We start from the raw sequence: 15,046 nt of genomic DNA, 5'->3' as shown, positions 1-15,046 counted from the left end.
AGAAAAAAATATGTTCATTACCAATGAATCAGAAAAAGAATTCCGTTTTGGGGACAGCGGCCCAAAATATTTGATGAAAGGACCGCGCATGAATTTTGCAGTCGTACAGTTCCAGCCAGGTGAGGATTTCACCGCTCACTATCATAACGTAATGGAAGAAGATTTCTTCATTCTGGAGGGAGAGATCAATATTGTTGTAGATGGAGTTGTCCACCATTTAAAACAGGGAGATTTCATTCACATTGAACCTTCCGAGGTTCACTACTGCTTTAATCCATACAAGAGCAGAGTAAAGATGATATCTACTCTGGCACCGTATCAGCAGGTAGATAAGGTCGAAGTAGAGGACTATTCGTTTTAGATTTCGAAAATGGTACCCTGAAGAATCAGGGTACCATTTACTATTTTTATGAAATGCCTTTATCTACCGTCAAACACTTATCAATAGAAGCCTTTTCTATTTCATTAATATTGGAAGATCCTTCTGTACGGGTGTAATAGCAGCTGGAATCGCTGTTTAAGGAACCCACAGACAGGGTAAAGGATTCTTCCGAGCCATTCTTATCATAAGTATAGGTAATGACCGCAGCAGGCTGATCAAGACCGTAGCCTGCCAGTTCGCCATCCTGTACCTTATAATTGGAGCAGCTCTTTACCTTCAGACCGCTTAAGGAATCTGCCAGGACATTCAGGCCGGAATTATCGGAAAGCTTGTTGTCCGGCGAATCCGCAGAGTCCCTGTACCATTCGATCGTCCCATCTTTCTCATCCAGCTTCTTTTTTACATAATGTTCACTGATGCCTGCCTTTGTTATTGTAATGCTCTTTATGTCAGCTCCGGAAACAGCCGGGAACTCCTCCAGGGCCATCAGATCATTTAGTCCGGTGCCGGTTTCATTGTACAGGGTGGAGCTGATGAGATACGGGGTATCCTGCCCTTCCAGTGCTGCATAATAATCCCCGTCACCGGTGGCATTGCCAAGGAGGATCACGGATTTCGTCCCATCCTCTGCTGCTGCAGCGATCTTTCTTATGGGCTTATCCAGACCATAAGCACTTAGGCTGTCTCCGCCTTCCAGCTTCCGCAGGGCTTCAAGCTTTGAAACCGTGGAAGCAAGGGAATCCATTTCCTCCTGTTTTACCGGAAAAAGATCATCTCCGTCATAGCTCCATTTGCCATCCTTTTTTGTAAAGGACAACTCCTGTCCGTCAATATCATAGGAAAGGCTGGAAACACTTGAAAGGTCGGTGAGATAGACTTTCTCCCCCTCCTCTTTCTCCTTCGCCTGTTCTTTGGAGTGGTTCATATACTGGCCCACCCCCACATAGATCACACACAGGGCCGCCAGAGCGGCTGTTCCATATAAAAGGCCCTTTTTCTTTTTCATGTTTCAGCCTCCTTTTACAGACGCCTGCGCTTCAGCCAGATCACCAGTCCTGCTGCCAGTGTCATCACCGGGATAACAAATATAAACAGGATTCCCCACATGCCTCCGTGGGTAACGGTGTTATAGGTCACATCCAGGCTTTTGGCAGGAATGGATACATTGGAAACGTCATCAAAATTAGCCGTAACTGCATTCATGAAAAGATTTAAATTAGTTAAATTGGTAAAGCTGGTGTTCAGCCCCTCATCGATAAGGGAAGGGGTAGTGAATACAGTCAAACGTGCCGTTCCGGAGCTTAAAGTCTTCTCTGATACGGCTCCCAGGATATAGGTTCCTTCTGCCTGCTTATCGGCCGTTACCAGCAAGCCTCCATCACTGGTCTCCATAAAAGGAGTTACCTCCACGCCTTCCGGCAAATCCTCTTTCTGGGTCATGGCTGCAGATTGAAGGACAAGGGCTGCGCTTTTTCCATCAATGCCGTTCGTCACTTCGCTTCCTGCCTGAATGGTCGGGAAAATATAATAGGGATTGTTCTGATAAAACTTCTTGGTATCTGCTGCAAGTCCGTTTTCCAGATTCAGGCCGTAATCGCTCATTAGGGCACTTAAGTTCGGGCGGTCCTTTTCCGCATAGCCGGCGAGGATCAGAACCCTTCCCCCTTTATCCAGGTAATCAGAGATCATCTTCTTTTCATCATTCGCCAGGTCTGATGCCGGAGCATTGATAAGCAAAAGTTCACAATCCTCAGGAATGCTTCCTCCTGTCAAAAGATTCAGGGAGTTTACGGTCAGATTTGACTTTTTCAACATATCAGAAGCAGTAGCTCCAAGAGCCACCTCTCCATGTCCTTCTGTCACGTAAACGGTTTTCTGCACATCGTTGATCACATGGGAGATGGCCCCGGTAAGCTGACCCTCTCCGTCAAATTCGGTCTCCTTAGACTGTCCGTAATAATAGTAGGACATTTCATCCATTTTAATGATATCGGTCAGGGCGATGGATTCTGTCCTTCCTGTGGAATCGCAGCTTACCAAAAGCGTGTTATCCTGTGCCTTAAGCTTTTGTACCTGGTCCGGATGAAGAACGGAGTCCACGGTCACGACCTTGATGTGGCCGGATAAATCCTCGTAACGTTTTATAAAGCTTGTAATCCGCTTATCCACCGAGTCCGGATCTGCCACCACATAAATCGTAACATCCTTATCAAGCGCCTTAACAAGATCCTTTGTGGTTCCGCCCAGGGTATAGATCTGGCTGCTGCTCATATCCCATTGCCGTACCTTCTCCGGAAGACGGCCTACGATAAGGTTTAATATTACCACGGCTGCTATGACAATCAACGTTAGGATTGCCGTGTAGCCTCCTTTTTTTAATTTTCTAGTCATCTCCATCCTCCTAACTCCATCTGCGTTTCTCTATGGACTGCACGGTCAAGAATACCAGCAGGAATATGATGCTGATATAGTAAACCAGGCCTCCTGCATCAAAGATGTCATGACTGGCAAAGTTCTGAAATACATCGGTCACTGCAATCTTTTCCAGAACATTGGTCAGTGCGCGCTCAAAAAGGCCCTTTTTTACAAGGTACAGCACTGCGATGCAGAGGACTCCAGCCGCTTCCAGAACAGCTGCAAGGGGACCATGGCTCGTTATACGGGATACCGCAAAAACGATCCCAGACCAAAGAATCAGAAACCCTGCTGCAGAGCCGATCGCCGATGTGGGCAAAAATCCAACAAGGCTGGGCCATAAAAGCAGAAGAAGGATGATTCCAAAGGTTCCTACGGCTGCAATGATCTGGCTTTCTGTTAAGGAAGAAATAAACATCCCGATGGCAATATAAACGCAGCCCAGCAGGAAAAAGGCCAGCAAAGAAGCGTAATCCGCTTTTAAATTTGCATTTCCATTCAGCTTGATGATGAGAGGACAGATTCCGGAAAGCAGTACCGGGACAGCATAGACGGTTATCATGGAAAGATATTTTCCAAGAACCATCTGGGCAACGGTTACCGGAGAGGTGAGCAGAAGCTGGTCTGTTTTGGTCTTCCGGTCATCTGCAAAGCTTCTCATGGTAAGCACCGGAATGCCAATCATAATAATGGTCACCATGCCAGACAGAGTATAGGAAAAGTAGGGGTATCCGCTCATCATGTTATAAGCCATAAAGTAAATTCCTATAAACAGCACCATAAAGGCGATAAATACGTATCCGGTCATGGACTGAAAATAGGCTTTCAGTTCTCTTCTATAAATTGCTGCCATTATTCTTCATCCCCCTCTCCGTCTTCCTTTTCTTCCTTAAGGTCTGCCTCTGAAGGCTCCCATTCAAAATCATCTGTTTCAAGGCTTTCACTTGTCTCTATCCCCTCTGCCGTTCCTTCCCCTGTCAGTTCAAGGAATACCTCTTCCAGGGACGCCCTTATGGTCTTCATGGAAAGAATGGGAATCCTCTGGTCAGCAAATGCAAAGAAAATAGTTTCCCGGATATCCTCTCCATCTTCTGTCCCTTCCGCTTCTGTGCAGATGCGGAAATTAGCTCTGTTTATTCCCTCTTCTCCGCTCTCCCGTACCGACACATCGGCTGCCTGGGGAATGGCTTCCAAAACTTCTAGGATCTGTTCTTCTGTCCCTTTTACTAAAAGCTCTATTCCTGCAGTTCCGGCCATTTGGCGTTCCAGATTCTCCGGCGTATCGCTGGCAATCAGTCTTCCCTTGTCAATGATCATGATATGATCACACACTGCGCTGACCTCGGAAAGGATATGGGAGCTTAAAATAACCGTATGTTTCTGCCCAAGCCTGCGGATGGTATCCCTGATTTCGATGATCTGCTTAGGATCCAGTCCTACGGTTGGTTCATCCAGAATAATAACCGGCGGAAACCCTAAAACTGCCTGGGCCAGGCCTACACGCTGTCTATAGCCCTTTGATAAGTTGCGGATCAAACGGCCTTTTACATCCACCAGTTTGGCAAGCTCCATGACCTCATAGACAGCCTCATTCCTCTCCTTTTTGGGTATTTTCTTTAATTCCGCAGCAAACTGCAGCTGCTCTTCCACAGTCATATCCACATAAAGCGGCGGAAGCTCCGGTAGATACCCAATACATTTCTTTGCTTCCTCCCCATCTTCCAGTATATTATGGCCATTGATCAGCACATCGCCCTCCGTAGCTCCTATGTACCCGGTCATAATGTTCATTGTGGTGGATTTTCCGGCCCCGTTTGGTCCTAGAAATCCATAGATCTGTCCATCGTTGATCGTAAAGCTTAAATGGTCCACAGCCAGATGACCGCCGTAATCCTTTACCAGATTTCTGACTTCAATCAACTCTCTCTCCTCCTGTCTTTTATGCATTTTGCATCCTTACTTAGGGTAAAAGGGAATTGTGAAAATTGTGTGATATATTTTTGTTGATTGTGTGATAAAAGTATGAAATATTTCGACAAACTCAAAAATAATCGAGTAGGAGAAAATTCCTCTAATTGAGAAATTTTCGACCTCTCACACCACCGTGCGTACCGTTCGGTACACGGCGGTTCAATCAACTTAACAAGTAACACCTTTCGGTGTAGTAATCTAACATTGAGATTAGTCCAAATGAGGCTAATCTCTTGTTATTTATTGCTTGGTGTACATCTCGACATCTTGCTGGCTTTGCATATCCATGTAGGTATGCCATTTTCCATGCTGACCAACCCGGTACGCCTAATTTTATAAGATTCTTAGCTCTGTTCTGTGGTGTTTTCCAATGTTTCCAAATGCACATACGCAGTCGATAGCGAATGTTGTTATCCATCTTTGCACAGAGCGTTTTCATACTTCCGATTTTGAAGTAGTTAATCCACCCTCTGATAAGTTCATTGAGTTTCTTTACTTTGTAGTCATTTCCTACTCCCCAACTTCTACAAGTAATCTGTTTCATTCTTGCCTTGAACTTCGCTACTGATTTTGCATGTGGCTTTGCTTTATACTGATGTGCTCTACTGTCAAAGTAAAATCCAAATCCGAGGTATTTAAGACCGCTCGGTCTATCCACCTTACTCTTTGACATATTTACCTTTAGACCTAGTTTCTCCTCAATAAACTTCGTGAGATTTCTCATCACTCGCTTCGCAGACATTTCGCTTCCGACCATGATAATACAATCGTCTGCGTATCTAACAAAGTTCAGTCCTCTTTGTTCCATCTCCTTGTCAAGTTCATTCAGCATGATATTTGCAAGAAGTGGTGAAAGGTTGCCACCTTGTGGTGTTCCTATCACTGATTCCTTGTACTCATCATCGTCCATGATTCCACTAACCAAGAACTTCCTGATGATAGAAATAACATCGCCATCTTTGATTGTCCTCCCTATTAAGGTCATTAACTTATCATGATTTACTGTATCAAAGAACTTTTCCAAGTCAATGTCCACAATCCAAGCGCTTCCATCATTCATCATATCAAGTGCCGTGATGATCGCTTGTTGAGCACATCTATTAGGTCTAAATCCATAACTATGGTCATGGAACTGTTCTTCATAGATTGGTGTTAATACCTGTGCTATTGCTTGTTGTACGAATCGGTCTGTTACTGTTGCTACTCCTAGGTTTCTGACACCACCGTCTGGCTTTGGTATTTCTACTCTGCGTACTGGTTGAGGCTTATATTTTCTTGCTCTCAACTGTTCCTTAATGGTTTCACCGTGCTTTTCAAGATGTTCCTTGAGTTCTGTGTACTTCATATCGTCCACGCCCTCTGCACCTTTGTTTCGTGCAACTTGCAGATATGCTGTATTAAGATTTTCTTTACTTAGTATCTGCTCCATTAGACTACTTGTTTCCATGCATTGTTTCCTTTCCGTCTCGCTAAATTTGACCACCATTATCCCGATTGATTACGGCAGATGTTGTCATTTCTGCAATACGAGACCTACTCCAACTGATTGATTGTTCGCCCCTTCGCTCCATTTCCATTACAGAAACTTCTTCACTACTATGGACTCGGCTGACTTCTCACAGTTCGTTGTTACTCGGCTAATGAAACCGCTGTGAGACCTCCACGCTTAAGGTGCACGCTCTTTCCCTCCATATATCCGCCGCATTTACTCTGCTTCTACAAATGTGGTAGTTATTAGACTTCGTTGTCTTTTGCCAACTTATCTCTCAAAGCCTAGCCTTATATGCGATTTCTGTCCGTCAGACCAGAGGTTTGCTTACAGCTTCCTTCAGATTCCACCTCACGATGGACACCCTTGCTGTTTAGCTATACATTTCCCACTACCTGGGCATGTTTGGGACTTGCACCCATAAGAGCGCGCCCATGGCGCGCAAACAAAAAGCCTGGGCAGCTTTTGCTGCACAGGCAATCAAAATAAGGGATGGGGTCAAGTCCCCCGCAGTTTGCTGCGGGGTATCTGATTTATCTTATAATAAAACATGTACTGCTGGAGGATCCCGGCATATCCCTGATACCGCTCCAGGGGAAAGCCCTGAGGATAATGAAGCTCTAAAATCTGCTTTACGTGGGTATCCACAGGAAAAGCCCCCACATGGTGAAGCCCGAACAGGCAGATGCAGTCTGCCACCTTCCTTCCGATCCCATACTGCTCCATTAAAATGCTGTGGGCGCTTTTATAATCTGCTTCCTTTAAGCGTAAAAGCCATTCCTTTCCTTCTGGACCGCTGCACATTTCTGCAATTGACAGGATGTATTTATCCCGGTAACCCAGACCCAGACCGGCCAATCCCTTAAGGCCCGCCAAAGATAGGCTCTCCGGCTCCGGAAAGGCATCATAGTTTCTTACTGTTTCTTTCCAGCTCCCGTCAGGAGACATGGTCAGACCCAGCCCCTTCCTTTTGTCTCCGAACCGTTTACACAGCTCCTTAACACTGCCTGTGATGCGGGTGATGTTGTTATTCTGGGAGATCAAAAAAGTCACCAGCATTTCCCATAGATCCTGATGAAGGATCCGGACTCCCCATCCCCATTCCATGGCTTCTCTAAGATAGGCATCTTCAGAGTCCACATGTTTTTTATAGCCGCCGTAATCGGTCTGTAAGTCAAAATAGCCGGCCCATGTTTCTTTAAACTCCCTCTCCCCGCAGGAAAATAAGAAGCTGTCTCCATCTTTGACTGCTTCCACATATTCTCCCACAGCTGCGATCGACCAGACTCCGTTTTCGCCCTCCCGGCCTTCCATGCGGAAGCACTGGCCGGACCTTGCGATCTGTTCAAAATCCATATCCTTTATCTGAATCCGGTACATAATAAGCGTTTCTCCATTTCATTGCAAAGCCATAAGACCTAATGTTTCCAGGTCATTCTTAGTTATCATTCAAATGGGCCAGAAATTCTTTCAGCCGTTTCACATCTCCGTCCTCAAAACAGTACCCATCCATACCGCAGGCCCTTGCTCCTTCAATATTCATGGGCAAATCATCGATAAAAAAGCATTCCTCCGGCTTTAAGTGGAACCGCTCAAATAAATGGCTGTACATTTCCTTTTGAGGCTTCAAACACTTTACCTCAGCGGAAAATAAGATCCCGTCAAAATGTTCAATTCCCGGAATGATATTATAACACGTCAGCAGACGAAGGGAAGCATTGGAACAAAGATAGATACCATATCCCCTCTCCTTAAGCTGCCCTACCAGTTCCCCCATCTCTTTATCAGGCCACATATTATATTCATGCCAGTGCTCAAGGCAAAGAGCTGCCATTTCCTTTGCATGGGCAGTATCCAGACGTGCCTGCATCTTCTTTAAGGCATCTTCCTCTGAGATCAGCCCCATATCCAGAAACAGCCACTCCTGAGACTCGAATACAGCGATCCTTACTGCCTTCCGCTCTGCCTCATCCTCAATAAAATGCCTGCAGACAATATCTCCATCGTAATGTACCAGCACTCTGCCCATGTCAAATACTATATTTTTAATCATGATTTTTCTCCTGTAATAATTCATTTTTCTTTTTAAACCAGAAATAATAGGGAACCTCATAAAGCAGCATACAGGCCCATCCGGCCAGGCATGCATATGGAACTCCATTCATTCCCATAGACGGAACCAGCAGGATGACCAATGCCACCCGGACGGAGATCTGGATCAGGGTGGAGATTAAGGTGATGGACATATTTCCCATTCCCCGGAAAAAACCCTGGATCCCATTGGTAAACGCCGGCAGCAGATAGAAAAAAGCCATAAGGTGTAAATATTCCGCCCCAATCCTTACCATGGCTCCATCCCCATTGGGTACAAATAATCTCATCACCGGTTCCTTCACCAGCAGGATGACAATGCATATGATCACCCAATAGCCTGCTTCTATAAAAAGTCCGGTCCGAAAACCTTTCTTTACCCGTTCTCCATTACCGGCTCCCCGGTTTTGTGCCACAAAGGTCATCATACCGCTGGAAATACTTTGTTCCGGAGTAAAAGCGAAATCATCCACCCGGTTCACTGCCTGGAACGCGGCTATGGTGCTGACTCCCAGAGGATTTATGACTCCCTGTATCAAAAGCTTGCCAATCGGCTGGCAGGATTGCTGCAATGCCGTGACCGCACCCTGCTTAACAGTAAGGCTTAAAAGCTCCCGGTCCATACGGAATTCCTTTGGTTTAAGTTTAAGAAGGGGAACCTTTTTATATATGTAGGAGATACACAGAAGCGCGGAAACCGCCTCCGCAATGACCGTAGAAAACGCAGCCCCAAAAACTCCCATATGAAACCCTGCCACAAATACCAGATCCAATAATGCATTTAAAACCGAGGCCATAGCCAGGAAGTGAACCGGAGTCTTTGAATCGCCCACACTCCGGAGGGCAGAAGCCACTCCGTTATAAAAAAAGGTAAAGGGCGTTCCTATTAATATAACCCTTAAATAAACAGCCGCATCTTCTGAGATTTCCTCCGGTACACGGAGAAGCCTTATGATCCCGCCGGAAAAAAACACCCCCAGGCCCACAATGACCAGGGAAAAATAAAAGCCAAATAAAAGGGTGGTTGCTATCTCCTGCTTTAACTTTTCATGGCTTCCTGCTCCAAAATACTCACTCATCAGTACCGAAGCCCCGATGCAGATCCCCGTAATTCCCAGGATCACAATGTTCATGACCGGGCCTGCGGCACCAACTGCTGCCAGCGCCTCTTCTCCCGCAAACCGTCCTACCACAATGGAATCTACCGCGTTATAAGTGAGCTGGAATAAATTTCCCAAAACAAGCGGAATGGAAAACCGTATCAATTGAGATGAAATATTTCCTCTTGTCATATCCTTCATCATATCATCCTGCCCCTTTGGCGGATCAATAGCTCCTTAGCTTCTCACTGCCATCATCCTTTGTATTTTCCAGACGTTTTACCACTACGTAGTAGCCTGTATTGTCATTGATCTTTACATAAACCCGGTCGCCTACCTTATGTCCCATAACAGCCTTTCCCAAAGGAGACTCAGAGCTGATAAGGCCTTTCATGGAATTTCCACGGACGGTTGTTACAAGCTTGTAGGTCTCCTCCTCGTCATCATCCTCAAAATACAAGTCAACCGTATTATAGAGCCCGATCTCATCGTCTCTGGATTCATCGGATATGACCTGGGCCGTCTTTATCATCTTCACCAGATAACGGATCCTGCTTTCATTCTGGTTCTTATCCTTTTTTGCGGCGTGATATTCAAAGTTTTCACTTAAATCCCCATGAGCTCTTGCTTCTTTTACCGCTTCCAGTGCTTCCTTCCGAACGACCAGCTTCCGGTGGTCTATTTCTTCCTGCATTTTCTTAATATCAATTTCCGTTAATTTGTCAAACACGTTGTTCCTTCCCTCTTTCTACATTCTCCTATAGGATCCGTCATTCCTTCTTCTGGGCAATTACTTCAATACGCCCGGAAGCAGTCCCCACATGACGGTATGATCTTATGGAAAGTCCGCATTTTTCCGCCAGAGCCTCTATGCCGCTGTCCGTGAGGCAAACCTCTGCCGCTTCTCCCTTCCACATGGAAGCTCCCTTTTTTTCCAGATTTTTAATGGATTTATCGAGATCCGGGCCGTCAAACCAGAGAATCCCGTCCTCTGCCAGATACTCCGCCGCACGGGTCAGGATCAGCTTCAGATCCTGAGTACGGGAGATCCGGTCAATGAGGACGATCTGGTACGCCTCCTTACCGCCTTCTATTCGTTCATCGGCTTCCTCTAAGGACATGGCCTGAGGATTATATCCGGCCTTTTTGGCCTCTTTATATAATGGGCTTTTCTCTTCCCCGACAAACAGCATCGTTCCTTCTGCTGCAACTTCACCGATGTCGGCTAAAAGCCGCTCGCATCTTGCTTTTGTGCGGTGAGAGCCCTTCTTTCTGTTTACAATCCGGCTTTCTTCCCTTGCAAGATAATAATTCCCGCAATCCATGCACTTCATAAAGACCCGGACAGGCTCCAGCACATATTCATCCGCCTCTCCGCCTTCCATATAGAGAACTGCACCATAATGGGGGACACCCTTTCCTGAGCAGACGGGGCACCGCTCTACTTCTGCCGTCATTAAGTTCCGAAGTTCTTTTAACGCTGAAAAATACCAGCGGTACAGTCTGTTTTTAAATTCCTGGTCGAAAACAAACAGCCGGGTCTTTATGACTTCCGCCATCCATTTCGTTTCATGGATCACCGATTTATCTGCCATAAATCCCTTTAAACTCTCCTCCAGAGTGAGAAGCCCTGTGACAGTATCCTCTTTCAGCCGTTCATTTTCCTTATAGGCCATTAGGTGTTCGATTCCTTCCACAACACTGCTGCATAAATTGACCATTACCAACAGCTGATTCATTCTGCCTGTTGCCATACCATTTCCCTTCTTTCAGTTGCCTGTCTTGTCCATGCATACTCTTTTATATTATCATTTTTAAGGGGTGAAAAGCAAGATGCAAACAAGAAAACCGAAAATCAGTACCCGGGAGCCGCCAGCCACGGCTCCAAGGTACTGATTTTACTGAAATGATAGTCAATCGGATATTCGCAATCCGTGCCCCTGCTTGATTAAGTTAAACTTATGAAAGCAATTTGCCTTACGTTATATTTCTGCTGAATAAATCGGTTTCTTCCAGCAGGCTTTCAATGCTGTCCAGGTTCAGACGGTGCAGCAGCTCGATCACATATGGATTCTCTGCCGGATGCAAATAAGTCGCCTTTTCCCCGTAATCATTGACCAGTTCTGTTCCCTGCTCCACTCCTAAAATGGACCTTGGTCCGCCGACACAGCCGCCCTTACAGCCCATGCCTTCGTAAAAGTTTGCTTCTATCTTCCCATCCATAATATCCTGGATCATCTTCCGGCACGCAGGTACCCCATCTGCCTGTTTGGTACGGATTTCTGTTTTTTTATTGGGATTAATGGCTCTTACCGTACTCTCTACCGCCTCACTGACTCCTCCCTTTCTGGCGTAGATCCTTCCGGCCCTTGAAGAATGGTCTTTTTCACTTTCTTCCATGACAGCCGGGTCGATTCCCAGGGCATCAAATATATTCTTTACCTCCTGGAATGTAAGAACAAAGTCAACCGCACCGGCCAGATCCTTTTCCCTGGCTTCCGCCTTTTTGGCAAGGCATGGTCCAATGAATACGGTCAGAGCATCGGGATGGAGTTCTTTTACGACTCTTGCGCAGGCAACCATGGGCGATACCGAGCCAGGCACATGAGGAACCAGCTGGTGATAGACTTTGCGGATCATACCGATCCACATGGGACAGCAGCAGCTTGTCAGCTGGTAATCATTAATATCATTGATGTTTTTATCAAATTCAAGGGCTTCTTTTAATGTAAGGATGTCCGCAAACAGGGCAACCTCCAGCATTCCGTCAAACCCTACGGCTTTTAATGCCGACCTAAGCTTTCCGGGAGTAACCTCTTTTGAAAACTGGCCTAAAAATGCGGGAGCTATCATTGCATATACCAGTCCCTTGGAGCTTCTTATCGCTTTTAAAGCCGGGATAATATCCGTACTGGCTGTCAGTTTTTCCGGTGCGCAGCCTTCAATGCAATTTTCACAGCCCAGGCACAGCTCCGGATCAACAGTGACCCCATCCTTTCCGATCCCCAATGCCCCGAAAGGACAGCGCTTTAAGCATTCCTCCCGTTCCTCTTTGGAACAGGTGCAGGTTCCGGTACGGATTACTACCGGGTGCTTCGTAGGATTCAAAAGACAGTCAAGATGATGAGGATCGTACGAGGTTTCCAAATTCATCTCCGGATCCAAATTGTCATTTAGTACGGACTTTACCAAACTTTCATACAACTGCTTAAATGTCTGCATAAGATACCTCCCGCAAGTACGTTTTGATTTTCTTTGTAGTACTGATATTTTTATCAAATCCGGTGATTCTATGATAGTTATTATTATAATACTTTTTCTTCTTCCTTACCATACCATTCATGGGAAAGATGCTAATTCCAGGAAAAGTATGGTTTGGCGGAAAGAATCATTGTTTCATATTCATTTTTTATATTCCCAAAAACTCCTTTTTTATATGCAAATGCTCGATTTTATCCGTAAATTCTCCGTCTACAAAATCAAGCTCTATGATATAAGGCATCCAATCCAGAATCCGCAGGAAAGAATCACAGTCATAGTCTGTATCATAATAATTTAAGATACTGCTAAGTGCTGTTCCATGGGTTCCAATGACAATATTCCTGCCATCATTGTTTCGAATAATTTCCTTTAATGCCGTCACATACCTGCCCTGTACCATGGCAATTGATTCTCCGCCCTCCTCATGAAAGTCATGATCTTCCCAACGCTTTCGAAACAATTCATGATGATTCCCGTTTCTCCCGCTTTCACGTTCACGGAGACGTTCATCGGTGATGATTTCCTTACCATAATGCGCTGCCGTTTCCCCTATGGTGTCTAAACTCCGCTTATAAGGACTGCAATAAAACGAATCAATATTTTTATCCTGCAAGAATTTAAACACCTTCCTGGAGTCTTCTCTGCCTTCCGTTGTTAAGGGCCTGGTTCTGTCATCCTCCCAGGCATGGTCCGGCTGTGCGTGACGTACAAAATATACTCTTGTCATTATTCTTTATCCTCCCCCACTATCTGTTATTTATTAAATGAAATCCATTTCATGATTCTATGGAATCAGCCGGTTAATATCTCTTGGAAACAAGGTGGAAAACCGCACATTCTCCTGTTCAAGCAGCTTGCTTGTAAAACGTTCCAGGCCCAGGCCCAGGCCTCCATGCGGCGGCATCCCATATTTATGCATTATAAGATAGCTTTCAAATAATTCTGTATTCATGCCTCTGCGTTCCATTTTATCAATCTGTTCCTTATACCCATGAATTCTTTGACCGCCTGTTGTTATTTCCAGTCCACGGAATAAAAGGTCAAAGCTTAAGGTTTCCTCCTCATTCTCCATGCTATCCATGGCATAAAAGGGTCTCTTTTTGCTTGGATAATGGGTTACAAATACAAATTCACTTCCTGTTTTCTGCTTTATCAGCTCGTAAAGAAGTTTTTCTTCTTCCGGCTCAAAATCATCAAAATCTTTTATAGGTCTATGATACTCCATTGAAATCAATTCTTTTGCTTCTTTAAATTTAATCGCCGGAATCTCTTTGATTACAGGCAGCTTCACTTTTAACAGCCTTATTTCATCTTCATATTGTTCATTTAAATATTCCATTACATATTTTAGCATCATCGTTTCCATCTGCATAATGTCTTCAAAACTGCAAATGTACCCCATTTCAAAATCCACGCTTGTATATTCATTCAAATGCCTGGAGGTATCATGTTTTTCCGCCCGGAAAACCGGAGCAATTTCATACACTCTTTCAAAAACGCCTACCATCATCTGCTTGTAAAATTGCGGGCTTTGAGCTAAATATGCCTCTCTGCCGAAATAGTCTAAGCGGAAAATATTTGCTCCGCCTTCAGCGCCTGCATAAACGATTTTAGGCGTACGGATTTCTGTAAATTTTTCCTTTTTTAAGAACTCACGTATTCCATAAGTGATCCCTTCCTGCAGCTTAAAAATAGCACGTTCTTTTTCGTTACGAAGCGTAACCGGCCTGAAATTAAGCAGAGTTTCCATAGAAGTATCTACACATTTATTATTTATTACAACTGGGCTTTGCTCTTCCGGCTTTGATAATATCTCTATGCCAATTATCTGAAGGTCATAGCCTGTTCTGGATCTTTCTTCCCCTTTGACACAAGCAGTCACGATTACGCTGCTCTCTTCCTTTATTTCATCAAGAGAAAACCGGGAAATTTCCTTAGAATAAATGCACTGAACCACGTTACGTTTCGTTCTTAATAGTACAAAAGCAAAATCGCTCATTTTCCTGATTTTATAGATGCTTCCATGAATTCTTATAGTTTCACCGATATGGTTTATTAATTCCTCCGCCTCAACGGTTATCTCTTTGATTTCTCCAATGATACTCTTCATTGTCTTTCCTCCTGGATTATTATTATTTTATTTTTATTGCTATAAATATATCCATAAGGACATCATCAATATGTCCCATACGATCACAACCTTTCCCTTTCTCGTATGGGTAAAAAAAATAGAACCACACGAGCAAATTAAATTTACCAATGTGGTCCTAAATATTCTATCCACATAGGCGCAACGCTTTTAGCGCTTGCACCTGTGGTTTGTCACAGATACAAGCG

14 protein-coding genes are annotated in these 15,046 nt (G+C 44.8%); 1 reads left to right on the top strand and 13 read right to left on the bottom strand.

The window, feature by feature from the left end; genetic code table 11:
* Positions 1 to 10: 10 nt before the first annotated feature.
* Entirely contained in the window at positions 11 to 361 is a 351-nt protein-coding gene (locus tag BMX69_RS23140; protein WP_025231377.1) for a cupin domain-containing protein, read from the top strand.
* Positions 362 to 407: 46 nt separating this feature from the next.
* Here the strand turns inward: BMX69_RS23140 and BMX69_RS23135 are convergent, their stop codons facing one another.
* The 13 genes from BMX69_RS23135 to aspS all read right to left on the bottom strand — a co-directional run bounded on the left by BMX69_RS23135 (position 408) and on the right by aspS (position 14,819).
* Positions 408 to 1,388 carry a DUF4340 domain-containing protein gene (locus tag BMX69_RS23135; protein ID WP_100043651.1) on the bottom strand — a complete coding sequence of 327 codons (981 nt, stop codon included), beginning with the start codon at positions 1,386 to 1,388 and terminating at the stop codon, positions 408 to 410.
* A gap of 14 nt (positions 1,389 to 1,402) precedes the next feature.
* Complete coding sequence (locus BMX69_RS23130; RefSeq protein ID WP_100043650.1) at positions 1,403 to 2,773, bottom strand: GldG family protein; 1,371 nt, start codon at positions 2,771 to 2,773, stop codon at positions 1,403 to 1,405.
* A gap of 10 nt (positions 2,774 to 2,783) precedes the next feature.
* Entirely contained in the window at positions 2,784 to 3,650 is an 867-nt protein-coding gene (locus BMX69_RS23125; protein ID WP_100043649.1) for an ABC transporter permease, read from the bottom strand.
* Positions 3,650 to 4,717: an ABC transporter ATP-binding protein gene (locus BMX69_RS23120; protein ID WP_054792154.1), complete on the bottom strand. Its 1,068-nt coding sequence runs from the start codon at positions 4,715 to 4,717 to the stop codon at positions 3,650 to 3,652. The genes BMX69_RS23125 and BMX69_RS23120 overlap by 1 nt, the downstream gene beginning before the upstream one ends.
* A gap of 214 nt (positions 4,718 to 4,931) precedes the next feature.
* Positions 4,932 to 6,215: a group II intron reverse transcriptase/maturase gene (gene ltrA / locus BMX69_RS23115; protein WP_100043648.1), complete on the bottom strand. Its 1,284-nt coding sequence runs from the start codon at positions 6,213 to 6,215 to the stop codon at positions 4,932 to 4,934.
* 540 nt (positions 6,216 to 6,755) lie between these two features.
* The gene (locus BMX69_RS23105) at positions 6,756 to 7,637 is read right to left on the bottom strand and encodes a DNA glycosylase (protein WP_054792125.1); all 882 of its coding nucleotides are present in this window, start codon (positions 7,635 to 7,637) and stop codon (positions 6,756 to 6,758) included.
* A gap of 58 nt (positions 7,638 to 7,695) precedes the next feature.
* Positions 7,696 to 8,310, bottom strand: coding sequence for an HAD family hydrolase (locus BMX69_RS23100; RefSeq protein WP_100043646.1), 615 nt, complete (start codon positions 8,308 to 8,310; stop codon positions 7,696 to 7,698).
* Positions 8,303 to 9,652 (bottom strand): MATE family efflux transporter, encoded by a 1,350-nt coding sequence (locus BMX69_RS23095; RefSeq protein WP_100043645.1) that lies wholly within the window; start codon positions 9,650 to 9,652, stop codon positions 8,303 to 8,305. The genes BMX69_RS23100 and BMX69_RS23095 overlap by 8 nt, the downstream gene beginning before the upstream one ends.
* A gap of 22 nt (positions 9,653 to 9,674) precedes the next feature.
* A complete protein-coding gene (locus BMX69_RS23090) occupies positions 9,675 to 10,178 on the bottom strand; it encodes a GreA/GreB family elongation factor (RefSeq protein WP_054792124.1) in 504 nt (167 codons plus the stop codon).
* Between the two features lie 40 nt (positions 10,179 to 10,218).
* On the bottom strand, positions 10,219 to 11,202 hold the full coding sequence (locus BMX69_RS23085) for a hypothetical protein (RefSeq protein WP_054792123.1): 984 nt from the start codon (positions 11,200 to 11,202) through the stop codon (positions 10,219 to 10,221).
* Between the two features lie 223 nt (positions 11,203 to 11,425).
* Entirely contained in the window at positions 11,426 to 12,670 is a 1,245-nt protein-coding gene (locus BMX69_RS23080) for a [Fe-Fe] hydrogenase large subunit C-terminal domain-containing protein (RefSeq protein WP_100043644.1), read from the bottom strand.
* A gap of 187 nt (positions 12,671 to 12,857) precedes the next feature.
* Positions 12,858 to 13,436, bottom strand: coding sequence for a histidine phosphatase family protein (locus BMX69_RS23075; protein WP_100043643.1), 579 nt, complete (start codon positions 13,434 to 13,436; stop codon positions 12,858 to 12,860).
* A gap of 57 nt (positions 13,437 to 13,493) precedes the next feature.
* The gene (aspS, locus tag BMX69_RS23070; protein WP_100043642.1) at positions 13,494 to 14,819 is read right to left on the bottom strand and encodes an aspartate--tRNA(Asn) ligase; all 1,326 of its coding nucleotides are present in this window, start codon (positions 14,817 to 14,819) and stop codon (positions 13,494 to 13,496) included.
* Between the last annotated feature and the right edge of the window lie 227 nt (positions 14,820 to 15,046).

This window comes from Lacrimispora sphenoides JCM 1415 (genome assembly GCF_900105615.1).
GTDB classification, from domain to species: Bacteria; Bacillota; Clostridia; order Lachnospirales; family Lachnospiraceae; genus Lacrimispora; species Lacrimispora sphenoides.
This window is presented reverse-complemented; position numbering and strand designations above follow the sequence as displayed.